Here is an 11,933-nt window from a genome sequence, read left to right as displayed (position 1 = left end):
TCTTTTGAGAAAAATTAAAGTTGGACTAGTTGGGTATGGCTTTTCAGGGGCTATATTCCATGCACCATATATTAGTGGGTTAGAGGAATATGAGATAGCAAAAGTTGTTAGTTCAAATGTGCAAAAGGTTCAAAAGGACTTAGGAAATGTAGTTGTAGTAGGCAACTTGGAAGAGGTGCTTGAAGATACGACGATTGATTTAATCGTGATTACAACACCAAGTGGCATGCACTATGAAATGGCAAAGCAATGCCTGATGGCTGGTAAGCATGTTATCTTGGAAAAGCCGATGGTTGTGGAAAGTCGCGAGGCAGAGGAACTAATTGAAATTGCCTCAGAAAAACAACTGCTTTTAAGCGTCTATCATAATAGAAGATGGGATAATGACTTTTTAACTGTGAAAAAGCTAATAAACGATGGTGTGCTTGGTGAGGTCAGTACATATCAGGTTCATTTTGATCGATACCGACCGAACGTACGGGATCGTTGGAGAGAGCGGGAAGGTCCTGGCTCTGGAGTATTGTATGATTTAGGTTCTCACCTTATTGACCAGGCTTTACATCTTTTTGGGTGGCCGAAATCTGTATCAGCCGATGTAGTTGCTCAAAGACAGCATGCTGAGACGGATGATTATTTCCATATCACATTGGGATACGAAAAGTTGCGGGTCATTTTACATTCCGGTTCGATTGTTCCAGTGAGCGGACCACGTTTTCAAGTTCATGGGACGAAAGGAAGTTTTTTTAAGTATGGTCAGGATGGCCAGGAAGCCTCACTTAAAGCTGGAAAGAAGCCGACAGAAGATACGAGGGGAGTCGATGATCCGCAATTGTATGGAGAACTCCATACCGTAGATGGGGAAGAAATGAAGCGGGAGTCTATTGAAATGTTACCTGGCACTTATGCAACCTATTATAAGGAAATTGCTGAAAGCATCCTGGATGGGAAACGTGTCCCTGTTACAGCAGAGGAAGGTTTGTCCGTGATTAAAATTATTGAGGCTGCGTTTAAAAGTAGTGAAGAAAAGAAAGTGATTTTTGTTGATTAATAGATTTGCGGGAAGCGTCCTTAGGCAAAACTAAATCTGGAGTGAGACGGTATGCAGAAACTGTTTGAATACAATTGGCAGGTTCGGGAGGATTGGTTTACATGGTGTGAATCCGTCCCGGAGGAAGAATTACTAAAAGAACGGGTAGGCGGGATTGGCAGCATCCTATATACCCTTTTTCACATTGTCGATGTTGAATACAGTTGGATCTGTGGTTTACAGGGAGACCCGGAACCTGAAGAACCCCCGTTTGATTCCTATGCAAGCTTATCGAAGGTGCGAGAACTCTCCGAGCAATATCATAAAGAAGTAGAATCATTTATAACATCCTGGTCGGATGAAATGGAAAATCTGCAGCTGACAGAGGTTGGTTCTAATGGGAAGACGTTCACTTATAGGTACGGGGAAGTCATGCGACATGTGATCGCACACGAAATCCATCATATCGGTCAACTATCTATATGGTCACGTGAAATAGGACGTCAGCCGGTTACGGCAAACCTGATTGATAGAGGATTATTTGAATAACTATATTACTATCAAAGACCTTCAAAAATGGCTTTTGAAGGTCTTTTAATCATTTTCATACCAGGCTACCTTTGGTCTTGATGCTGGATAGCCATGTTGTTTCCTATATGATTTTCTTTCCGCTGTAAAATCAAACCATTGCTTTTCACTACCAGGATTATTTGCATAATTGATAACGCAAATGATCTGGTCTTCCACACATGGATCCGTCCAACACCCTAGTTTCATTTCCAAGTCATGGAATACCTCTGCCCAGTTTTCTGTTTTAATTTGCTGGAAATCATAATATCCGAGGCTGACTAACTTCGAAGCTAATTCGTGACCAATGGAAGGGACTTGTTGGAACTGAGCTAAGCCCACCAAGGTGTTTGCCCGATCCATTGATACACCCAACAAATCTCTGATAGCTTTTGCCTTCAAATTGTGGACATCACCTAGCTTAATTTTATTTTTCCTAAGTATTTGTTTCTCCTCGTGGGAAAGAGGTAGCTTTGGTCTTTTTACACTCAAGATTTAACCTCCATTCTACACTTAACTACTTAAAGGACTCGGCCGTCTCAATTAATTCTTCTTTAGTAACTTCTGATTCGGATTGTGGGGAGAAATAAGTCATTTGATAGTCGATGCTATTGTCTGTCCAATATAAAAGCATCGCTCCTGCTTGGTTTTTCACGTAGTAACCTTGAATATTTCCTATCTCAACTTGTTCAAACCCAGACTGAGACACAGATTCCATATCACCCTTCACAACCATCATAGAGAGGTGATCGGATTTTTCATCGTCACTAAAGATATCTATCGAAATAAGGTTTGTTTGATTCGGTGGACGAGTGAATTGCGCATGGGAAGCTTTGAAAGGTAACTTTGTAGGCAGCTTAGGTTGAAAAGATTCATTTTCTAATTGATTCAGTAAATTTTCGTTATCAAACTTATGTAAAGCCACATCATCCCCTACACACCCAGTGAAAATTACGGAAATTGAAATAACCATAAAGATTAATTTCTTCATACTTACCCTCCCTTATCAAATCTATACGAAATAATCATAGAAATGTTTCGTAACTTTAGAAATGAGATTACTATGCTGTCAGTCTTTGATGTTGTTCGCTCTCTTCCTATTCATTTTTGTTGAAAAATATTTTTAAATTCGATGACACTTTTTCACTGCTAAGTAACGATTATAGTAGATAGGGTTTTTTTGTACCCGGCGGATTTTCCTATTATAATAAAGAAAACCATACAAGGGAGACGGTACCATGGCTAAGCACAAGATATATTCGATGAGTTTCGCGAGTGTCTATCCTCATTACGTGACGAAGGCGGAGAAAAAAGGTCGCACGAAAGCGGAAGTCGATGAAATTATCCGTTGGTTGACGGGATATAGCCAGGAAGAGTTGGAAGCAGTCCTGGATAAGAAGACAGACTTTGAAACCTTCTTCGCAGAAGCTCCTCAAATGAATCCTTCGCGCGAATTGATCAAAGGTGTAATCTGTGGAGTGCGCGTGGAAGATATCGAGGATCCGCTTATGCAGGAAATCCGCTATTTGGATAAACTGATTGATGAGTTGGCAAGAGGTAAGTCGATGGAGAAAATTTTGCGGAAATAATTAAGATAAGTGCCAGACCCACTTTAACGAAGTGGAGTTCTGGTACTTATCTGTGAATGGGATGGAGTTCAATTAAAAGTTAGTAATCATCTCCTTCTTTTGATTGATTCCAAAAGTAAACGCCTACTCCGAAAAGTAGTGCAATTATAAGTAAAATGGAAAGTGGTGAAGTCCAACCAGAGTTTGATACTGCTACAATAAGTGCTATTGTACCAATTAGAATATATAGAATATCGAAAAAGGTAACTACGTTTTTATTCATACCAATCTTTCTTTAATAGAGAATACGAATAGTGGTCATAGTATTTTCCTCTGAACAAATGCTTGTCTCGATAGATGCCTTCTCGTTTAAACTCCAGACTTTCCAGCGTGTTTGCAGATTTTTCGTTCTCCAAGGCAACATGCGCATTGATTCGATTAAGGTTCATATTAGTAAAGCCGGACTCGATGGCTGCAGTTAAAGCCTCTTTCATATATCCCAATCCCCAAAACTCGTGCCACAGATCATAGCCGATTTCCGCGATATTGTTAACTTTATCCCATAGGAAATATCCGCAAGTACCAATCGGTTCCTGGCTGCTTTTCTCCACTAACACCCATCTGTTATATCCTTTTTCTTCCGAGTTTATATACGACTCGATGAGTTCTATAGCTTCTTCCTTCTTTGTGTAAATTTCTTCATCATAAAGGTATTCACACACTTTTTCATTGCTGAAGTGCTTATAAATGAAATCTGCATCATCACCAATAATATCTCTTAATGTTAATCGGTTCGTCTCTAATTCAGGAAAAAACTTTCCCATATACATCCACCTGCCATCAATTAAGTATTATGAATATTTTACCAAACGGTTGGTAGAATCTAAACCAACAGTTTGTCGCTGCAGTACCTATCAGGTAGAATGAGGGTGATACAAAAGAACTGCAGGTGGTCAGCATGAACGAAAGACAGAAAGAGTTAATACGGATTTTAGCCCTTGATTCAAATACATATAAACAAGTGAAAGACTTGGCGGCAGACCTTGATTGTTCCGAGAAAACAGTTCGGAATGACTTGAAAGCAGTGGAGTCTTTTTTGGCTGACTATCAAGGAGCATTGGTGGATCGTAAGCCTGGACTTGGTGTGCGGATTTCCATCAGTCAGGACGAGAAGTCCCAGCTATTTGACCGGTTGTACCAGTCAGAAAAGAAGTCGGAGGATGATCGTCTGCTTGAAATCACGTATCATCTGCTGGTGAATGAACAGGCGGTTACGCTGGCACAACTGGCGGATACCTACTATGTAAATAAGGCCATCATCAAAAGTGACTTGGCAGTGATTGACCGCTGGCTGGAGCGGTTTGATTTGCAGTTGATTTCCAAGCAGCGGCTTGGGCATGTCGTCCAGGGCGGAGAGCTGCAGAAACGAAATGCGTTAGCTCGGCTCCCTGAACTGACCGCATCTCGCCCGGGGAACAATAAGGATATTCTGGACTTATTTCCGGCTTATGAGGTGAAATTAGTCAGCGATTTCCTGAAAGATATGCAGCATCATTTTTCTGTTTTAAAAAATGAAGGCGACTACCAAAGCCTGTTGATTCATGCACTTGTCATGATCAAACGCACGGCCCAGCATGCTCCGATCGAGTTGAAGGGATCTGAAAAGGCATCTGTAATCGATAAGGAAGAGTACGGAATTGCTACTTGGTTCATCAATCGTCTCGAGCATGCAATGCAGATGTCGTTCCCTGAAAATGAGCGCGTTTATTTTGCTTTGCATCTTGTAAGCAGCAAAGGAGTTCCTTCCACTCAGGAAGCGGAAGTAACGAAAATCGTTAGTCAGCTGATTGCAAAAATGGAGAACCTGACGCTTGCGGACTTTACCACCGATCAAACGCTGTCAGACGGACTGCTTACCCATATGGAACCTACTATCAGCCGAGTACAATTCGGTTTTACAATACAGAATCCACTCCTTAATGAGATAAAGAAAAAGTATCCTTACATGTTCAGTATGGTGATGCTTGCCTTAGAAGAATTGGGGGAAAAGCACGGGCTCGCCTTCCCTGAAGAAGAAGCGGCTTATCTTGTACTCCACTTCCAGGCGGCGGTTGAGCGGTTGCAGCAAAAACGAAATGCACGAAAGAAAGTGCTGATCGTGTGCGACCTCGGCGTCGGGATGTCGCACCTCCTTCAGGCAAAGCTCGAGCAAACGTACACGGGTTTTGACATGATCGGGAGTGTGGGCGAATGGCAGGTGCAAGAGAAGCTGAAGCAGCAGCCGGTCGACTTGATCATATCCACGAAGCCGCTCGAGGACATCGAACTGCCAACCTTGGTGGTTTCACCTCTCCTTGAAGCACAGGACAAAAAGCGCTTGGATGATTTTTTGCAGACGATTGAAAAGGAAAGCCGTTCGGATCAGGGAATGGAAGACTTAGTCCGGTTATTGGATGAAGAATTCATCTACCTCAATGTCCGCGAAACGCATCGGTTCAAGGTCGTCGAAATGCTTGCCAATGGCCTGATGGAGATGGGGAGGGTCACCTCGAAGTTTCCTCATAGTGCACTGGCAAGGGAGCGGTCCTCAGCGACATCGATGGGAGGAGGAATAGCGATTCCCCATGCCCCAACGGAGGAAGTTCACAGGTCGACCGTGGCGATGGCGGTGCTGGATGAACCGTTGGAATGGGGAACGGAGCATGTGTCGGTCGTATTCCTTTTAGCGATAGCAAAAGAAGATCAGCAGCTGACGAAACCACTCATCCAGTCGATTGCTACGATTAGCGAACAACCCGAACTTCTGCAGCAGCTGATCAAAGCTGAAAATCCGAACGAAATTATCGCGTGTTTTTCTAAATAATTCATTTTTGCCACAGCTCCGGTAAAAATGAATTATTTTTTATGGGGAAAATTAGCTTATTCTAAGAGTACAACAACTAAGTGAGGGGGAAACGACATGAAAATACTAGCGGTAACCGCGTGTCCGGTCGGCATTGCTCATACGTACATGGCTGCAGAGAACTTACAGAAAGCAGGCGAAGAGTTGGGCGTCGACATCAAGGTCGAGACACAAGGTTCGATTGGTGTAGAAAATGCGTTGACCGATAAAGATATCGAAGAAGCTGACGGTGTGATCATCGCCAGCGACAAAGAAGTTTCCAAGGAGCGTTTCATCGGAAAGAAACTGATTGTCGTAGGTGTACAGGAAGGGATCCGTCAGCCGAAAGAGCTGATTCAGCGAATTCGGCAAGGAAATGTATCCGTTTACAAGGCGGGAGCTGCTTCCGTCTCAGAAGCGAAGAGTCAAAAGAAAGAGAAAGAGAACCCGATCTATCGTCACTTGATGAACGGGGTATCGTACATGATTCCGTTCATCGTTGTCGGTGGTCTGTTGATCGCACTGGCATTGGCGTTCGGAGGCGAGCAGACAGATGGTGGACTTGCCATTCCGGAAGGTTCTTTCTGGAAGCAGATTGAAGCATTAGGTGGCGCGTCGTTCACCTTCATGGTACCGATTTTAGCCGGTTTCATTGCCTATAGTATTGCAGACCGACCTGGTCTTGCACCTGGTATCATCGGTGGGTACATCGCTGCCAATGGAAGTTTTTACGGAAGTGAAGCAGGAGCAGGATTCATCGGCGGAATCATCGCTGGTTTCCTAGCTGGTTATGTCGTTTTAGCTATCAAAAAAATTAAAGTACCTCAGGCGATTCAGCCTGTCATGCCGATCATTTTCATTCCGATTTTCGGATCACTGATTGTCGGATTGCTGTTCATCTTCGTCATCGGTGCACCAGTTGCAGGTGTATTCGAAGGACTTACTGCTTGGCTTGAAGGCATGCAGGGGACAAGCTCGATCGTGTTGGCATTGATCCTTGGCGCGATGATCGCCATCGATATGGGTGGACCATTCAACAAGGTGGCATTCCTATTCGGAGCTGCCATGATTGCTGAAGGTAACTACGAAATTATGGGACCGATCGCAGCCGCAATCGCAATCCCGCCGCTTGGCATGGGGCTTGCAACATTCATCAACAAAAAGAAATACCAGCAGGCAGAACGTGAAACAGGAAAAGCATCCTTCACGATGGGATTATTCGGTATCACGGAAGGTGCAATTCCATTCGCTGCGCAGGATCCACTACGTGTCATTCCGAGTATTGTCGTCGGTTCGATGACCGGATCTGTCATCGCGATGATGAGTAATGTCGGAGACCGTGTCGCTCACGGTGGACCAATCGTAGCCGTGCTTGGCGCTGTAGATAACGTACTGATGTTCTTCGTCGCAATCGCAGTCGGGGTAGTTGTCACCGCATTCCTCGTCAACTTTTTGAAAAAGGACGTCGCACTGGCTGGAGTACCAGCTGGAGATGTAGCGGCTGAGCAACCTATTGAAGAGCCCGCAGTGGCAGAAACCACTACTGAGGAAAAGCAACCGAAAGAAATCAACAAGCTTACGGATATCACTACACCGGAATTGATCAATATCAATCTCGAAGGTACTTCAAGAGATGACGTCATCGATGAACTGATCCAGACATTGGACACACAGGACATCCTTGATTCAAAAGCTGACTTCAAACAGGCGATTCTGAATCGTGAACAGGAAAGCAGCACAGGACTTGGCATGAACATCGCCATCCCACACGGAAAGTCTTCCGCAGTCAAAACGCCGGCAGTAGTATTCGGCATCAAGCGTGACGGCGTCGACTGGAGCAGCCTGGACGGAACCGATGCAAAGCTCATCTTCATGATCGCAGTACCAAAAGAACGCCAGGGCGACGATCACCTGAAGATTCTGCAGATGCTGTCCCGTCGTCTGATGGACGAGAAATTTAGAGAAGATTTATTGAAAGTTAACACAAGAGAAGAAGCTTATCAGTTATTGGAAACAATACGGTAAGAGGGAAGCGAGCAGATTTGCGTCTGCTCGCTTTTTGTATAGGGTCAGCAGAATTTCTGAAATCGGTCATAAATTCCCGAGATCGGTCGTAATTCGAGAAAGTCGGTCATAATTACCTCTGAATCGGTCAAAAGTGCAGAAAGTCGGTCAAAATCCTACACATAGAGGAGGGCCTGGCACTCCGGGACTTTGCACGACTGGTTCCTGGTATTATTAAATGTATATGCACATTCTCTTTAATGGGTCATAACCTAATTGGTGTAAAAGCCAAAGAAGGAGTGTCCATATGGTTAAAGAAGAAGTGCAGCAGCTCATCAATAATCTGATTGAAATCGAACACGTCTCTACAACGTTATATTTAGCGATGTCCGCTTACTTAGATCGTAAGAATTATACAGGGATGGCAAAGTGGCTACGACTTCAATCGGAGGAAGAACGTACACATATGCTTACCTTAATCGATTATTTAGCTGGGAAAGATGGGGTTGTTAAACTGAGTCAAGTTCCTGCGCAGCCTACCGATTTCGGAACCCCGCTTGAAACCTTTCAAAAGGTTCTGGAGCATGAGCAGTATGTGACGAATGCTTACCGCCAAGCCTACGATTACATTCAACAAGTGGACCCTCAGACAGCAGTCATCATCCAGGATTTCTTAAGAGAGCAAATTGATGAAGAAGCACAAGCATCGACTATAGTGGAACGTCTAAAGATGGCAGGGGATAATCCTTCAGCATTATTACTTCTTGATCAGGAGCTTGGTCAAAGGAACGGGGCGACTCCTGCAGGATGAACATATGGGGACGGTTCTGGTGCTTAAAACAAAGCATAGCGGGCCGTCTCTACGACTATGATGGAACGACGAATAGTGCTGAAGGATTACTCGGTGGAAAAGCGAATAATATAATGCAAAGCCAAATGTGATTTTTTCATTGTACTTTGAATGCGCAATGGATTCTCACCGAGGGTTAGGAGGCAGCAAATGATTACGGTTCGGGAAGTTCGTTCAGAAGAAGTCAATAAGTTACATAACATCATTCAATTTTACATTTACGAGTTCAGCAAGATTGTCTCTGAAATAAAGCTGGAGAATAATGGTGCCTTTAAGCCGTTTGAATTAGAAGCGTACTGGACAGACGATCACCTTCACGCATTTTTCATCAAACTGGAGGATGAGTTGATCGGGTTTGCACTTGTGGAGAGTGCGAATAATGGAGACCCTAATACAATCCAAGAGTATTTCATAATGGCAAAGTATATGGGAAAGGGTTATGGAAGAGAAGCTGCCAAAAAGCTGTTTAATATGTTTCCTGGTGAATGGGAGGTTACCCAGATAGAAAATAATCAACCTGCAAGAGCTTTTTGGAGGGGGTTGATTGACGAAGTAGCAGAAGGTGATTTCGTAGAGCAGTTCAATGGCAGGCAGTATATACAAAGGTTCAAAGCTTGATTAAAGTGTCAGGCCCTCATTTCGTTAATACTTTAGCGAAACTGTGGCCTGGCACTTTTGCATTTGTATTGAGACTTTGGGCAAAATCCCGGAATCGGTCATATTTCGAGAAAGTCGGTCATAAATGCCTGGGAATCGGTCATAAAAACCAGAAGTCGGTCATAAATGCCGAAAGTCGGTCAAAATCGTGCCAGCAGTCCCGATGTTCATCCGGGTATGGCACTTTTTACTTTGGAACTTTTTTCTTTTTTGGAAAAATGGGACACTTTTTCGGTTCTCTTGTCGAATGGTATGACAGGATTTACAAACCCTACCTGTAGAGGGTTATCCATCCGGAAATCGGGGTAAAAGATACCGATTCCATGAAATCATTCATACCATTCAAAAAGGAGGATTCCTATGGCACAAAAGCCAACAGACTTTAAACCATACGTGCCTGCCAGTGAGCGGAAGCCTGAATTCACGTTCCTCGCGCTGATTGTGGGTGCGTTGCTGGTGCTGATTTTCGGAGCGGCGAACGCGTATCTTGGACTACTTGTCGGGATGACCGTGTCTGCTTCCATTCCAGCGGCAGTAATTTCAATGGCGATCTTACGAGTAATTCTTCGCCGCCAATCGATTCTAGAAAACAACATCGTCCAGACGATCACCTCATCTGGTGAAGCGTTAGCGGCTGGGGTGATTTTCACCTTGCCTGCTTTGTTCATCTGGAACATGCAACCGAGCCTGCTGACGATGGGGATCATCGCCCTCGCTGGTGGGGTACTTGGTGTCATTCTGATGATTCCGCTCAGAAAAGCGTTGATCGTAAATGAACACGACACACTTCCATACCCGGAAGGGACAGCCTGTGCTGAGGTACTCGTTGCAGGTGAAGGAAAAGGGAAAGGTGCGAAAATCGTCTTCAGCGGTCTTGGAATTGGCGCTGCCTTCAAGTTCCTGACTGATGCAATCAAAGCATTCCCGTCCCAAGTCGAAACTACAATTGCAGGATTTAAAAATGCTGCAATCGGAATGAACACGATGCCTGCGCTTCTAGCTGTCGGTTATATCATCGGACCGCGCATCGCGGGGATCATGTTTGCCGGTGCGGTACTTGGCTGGATCGGACTTATTCCTTTGATCACGTACTTCGGAGACTTTGCCAACCAGCCGATCGCTCCTGCAGACGTACCGATTTCAGAGATGGACTACCATATGATTTGGGATAACTACTTACGCTACATCGGTGCTGGTGCGGTGGCGTTCGGAGGAATTGTCGGACTGCTGAAAACACTTCCGACCATCTTTTCTTCATTCGCTGGTGCAATCAGAGGATTCAAGGAAGCGGACAACACCCAAGGTACCCTTCGTACGGATCAGGATATTCCGCTATCCTTGATCGGAGGACTGACCATCCTGGTTATCGGGATCCTGGCTTTCTTCCCGCAGATTGAAGTAGGTATCCTTGGTGCATTACTAGTCATGATTTTCGGATTCTTCTTCGTCACCGTTTCCGCCCGGATTGTAGGGGTCGTCGGAAGTTCTTCCAACCCGGTATCCGGAATGACGATCGCAGCTTTGATTTTCGTTTCCGTCATTTTGAAGGGTGCGGGGATCACTGGTGAAGAAGGAATGCTGACAGCAATCATCATCGGTGGTGTCGTCTGTATCGCAGCGGCGATTTCAGGTGACACGTCACAGGATTTGAAGACTGGTTTCATCGTCGGTGCAACTCCGAGATGGCAGCAGATTGCGCAGCTATACGGAATTCTGATTGCCAGTATCGTTACAGGCTTCATCTTGATTCTGCTCGATAACGCTTATGGCTTCGGTTCTTCTGAATTGCCGGCACCACAGGCTGTACTGATGTCACTTGTTGTAGAAGGAATCATGGAAGGGGATCTTCCTTGGAACTTGATTCTGATCGGTATGGCAGCGGCTGCGACAGTGGAACTGTTCGGAATCGGCTCCTTGCCATTCGCCGTCGGTCTCTACCTTCCGATTCACCTGACTTCACCAATCATGCTTGGTGGAATCGTCAAAGGCTGGATCGATCGCCGCGAGAAAGATGCTGCAGTACGCAAGAAAAAAGGAGAACGAGGCATCCTGATCGCTTCCGGTTTCATTGCCGGGGAAGCATTGATGGGTGTTATCATAGCCATTGCTGTAACCGCAGGCTTCGTCATGCCGGAGAACGCAATCTTCGGTCCTTGGATGTCACTGGTCGCGATGGCAATTGTTACAGGTATTCTTTACTTTACAGCTAGTCGAAAAGTGAATTAATCAATAAAGAAAAATTTGAATGCCAGGTCCCGCGTTAGAGTGGGATCTGGCTCTTTTTTATAGGTTAAATCTAGGCAGCATGATTTGCCTGACCTGTTAATTTTTCGTATCATGACAACATAACCTTTGTAAATTTATGTAAGTCATTTGAGG

The 11,933-nt window shown here is 44.7% G+C and carries 11 protein-coding genes; 8 read left to right on the top strand and 3 right to left on the bottom strand.

The annotated features are described in order from the left end of the window. Window positions 1–4: 4 nt before the first annotated feature. Both ACFQ2J_RS17455 and ACFQ2J_RS17450 read left to right on the top strand, forming a co-directional pair. Complete coding sequence (locus tag ACFQ2J_RS17455) at window positions 5–1,048, top strand: oxidoreductase (RefSeq protein WP_386063625.1); 1,044 nt, start codon at window positions 5–7, stop codon at window positions 1,046–1,048. 51 nt (window positions 1,049–1,099) lie between these two features. Next, window positions 1,100–1,576, top strand: a complete 477-nt coding sequence (locus tag ACFQ2J_RS17450; RefSeq protein WP_386063623.1) for a DinB family protein — start codon at window positions 1,100–1,102, stop codon at window positions 1,574–1,576. 45 nt (window positions 1,577–1,621) lie between these two features. On the opposite strand, the gene ACFQ2J_RS17445 is transcribed toward ACFQ2J_RS17450, so the two are convergent. Together ACFQ2J_RS17445 and ACFQ2J_RS17440 are read right to left on the bottom strand one after the other, a co-directional pair. Further along, window positions 1,622–2,086: a helix-hairpin-helix domain-containing protein gene (locus ACFQ2J_RS17445; RefSeq protein WP_386063620.1), complete on the bottom strand. Its 465-nt coding sequence runs from the start codon at window positions 2,084–2,086 to the stop codon at window positions 1,622–1,624. A gap of 25 nt (window positions 2,087–2,111) precedes the next feature. Beyond that, window positions 2,112–2,585, bottom strand: coding sequence for a DUF4367 domain-containing protein (locus ACFQ2J_RS17440; protein WP_386063617.1), 474 nt, complete (start codon window positions 2,583–2,585; stop codon window positions 2,112–2,114). A 247-nt stretch (window positions 2,586–2,832) separates the two neighbouring features. On the opposite strand from ACFQ2J_RS17440, the gene ACFQ2J_RS17435 reads away from it, so the two are divergent. Next, entirely contained in the window at window positions 2,833–3,183 is a 351-nt protein-coding gene (locus ACFQ2J_RS17435) for a DUF2200 domain-containing protein (RefSeq protein ID WP_386063614.1), read from the top strand. Between the two features lie 254 nt (window positions 3,184–3,437). Here the strand turns inward: ACFQ2J_RS17435 and ACFQ2J_RS17430 are convergent, their stop codons facing one another. After that, window positions 3,438–3,986: a GNAT family N-acetyltransferase gene (locus tag ACFQ2J_RS17430; RefSeq protein WP_386063610.1), complete on the bottom strand. Its 549-nt coding sequence runs from the start codon at window positions 3,984–3,986 to the stop codon at window positions 3,438–3,440. A 134-nt stretch (window positions 3,987–4,120) separates the two neighbouring features. Here ACFQ2J_RS17430 and ACFQ2J_RS17425 point away from each other — a divergent pair, with 134 nt between their 5' ends. The 5 genes from ACFQ2J_RS17425 to ACFQ2J_RS17405 all read left to right on the top strand — a co-directional run bounded on the left by ACFQ2J_RS17425 (window position 4,121) and on the right by ACFQ2J_RS17405 (window position 11,780). After that, window positions 4,121–6,025 carry a BglG family transcription antiterminator gene (locus ACFQ2J_RS17425; RefSeq protein WP_386063607.1) on the top strand — a complete coding sequence of 635 codons (1,905 nt, stop codon included), beginning with the start codon at window positions 4,121–4,123 and terminating at the stop codon, window positions 6,023–6,025. A 96-nt stretch (window positions 6,026–6,121) separates the two neighbouring features. Then, window positions 6,122–8,068: a fructose-specific PTS transporter subunit EIIC gene (locus ACFQ2J_RS17420; protein WP_386063604.1), complete on the top strand. Its 1,947-nt coding sequence runs from the start codon at window positions 6,122–6,124 to the stop codon at window positions 8,066–8,068. 286 nt (window positions 8,069–8,354) lie between these two features. After that, complete coding sequence (locus ACFQ2J_RS17415; protein ID WP_386063602.1) at window positions 8,355–8,858, top strand: ferritin; 504 nt, start codon at window positions 8,355–8,357, stop codon at window positions 8,856–8,858. A gap of 189 nt (window positions 8,859–9,047) precedes the next feature. Further along, complete coding sequence (locus ACFQ2J_RS17410; RefSeq protein ID WP_386063599.1) at window positions 9,048–9,515, top strand: GNAT family N-acetyltransferase; 468 nt, start codon at window positions 9,048–9,050, stop codon at window positions 9,513–9,515. Window positions 9,516–9,914: 399 nt separating this feature from the next. Beyond that, entirely contained in the window at window positions 9,915–11,780 is a 1,866-nt protein-coding gene (locus tag ACFQ2J_RS17405; protein ID WP_386063596.1) for an OPT family oligopeptide transporter, read from the top strand. Window positions 11,781–11,933: the final 153 nt, after the last annotated feature.

Source organism: Thalassobacillus hwangdonensis (assembly GCF_042675915.1).
GTDB lineage: Bacteria > Bacillota > Bacilli > Bacillales > Halobacillaceae > Thalassobacillus_A > Thalassobacillus_A hwangdonensis.
This window is presented reverse-complemented; position numbering and strand designations above follow the sequence as displayed.

Bases quoted from the DNA above. Each gene is read 5' to 3' on its own strand.
- ACFQ2J_RS17450 (WP_386063623.1), top strand. From the start codon at position 1,100: ATGCAGAAACTGTTTGAATACAATTGGCAGGTTCGGGAGGATTGGTTT.
- ACFQ2J_RS17440 (WP_386063617.1), bottom strand. From the start codon at position 2,585: ATGAAGAAATTAATCTTTATGGTTATTTCAATTTCCGTAATTTTCACT.
- ACFQ2J_RS17435 (WP_386063614.1), top strand. From the start codon at position 2,833: ATGGCTAAGCACAAGATATATTCGATGAGTTTCGCGAGTGTCTATCCT.
- ACFQ2J_RS17430 (WP_386063610.1), bottom strand. From the start codon at position 3,986: ATGGGAAAGTTTTTTCCTGAATTAGAGACGAACCGATTAACATTAAGA.
- ACFQ2J_RS17425 (WP_386063607.1), top strand. From the start codon at position 4,121: ATGAACGAAAGACAGAAAGAGTTAATACGGATTTTAGCCCTTGATTCA.
- ACFQ2J_RS17420 (WP_386063604.1), top strand. From the start codon at position 6,122: ATGAAAATACTAGCGGTAACCGCGTGTCCGGTCGGCATTGCTCATACG.
- ACFQ2J_RS17415 (WP_386063602.1), top strand. From the start codon at position 8,355: ATGGTTAAAGAAGAAGTGCAGCAGCTCATCAATAATCTGATTGAAATC.
- ACFQ2J_RS17410 (WP_386063599.1), top strand. From the start codon at position 9,048: ATGATTACGGTTCGGGAAGTTCGTTCAGAAGAAGTCAATAAGTTACAT.
- ACFQ2J_RS17405 (WP_386063596.1), top strand. From the start codon at position 9,915: ATGGCACAAAAGCCAACAGACTTTAAACCATACGTGCCTGCCAGTGAG.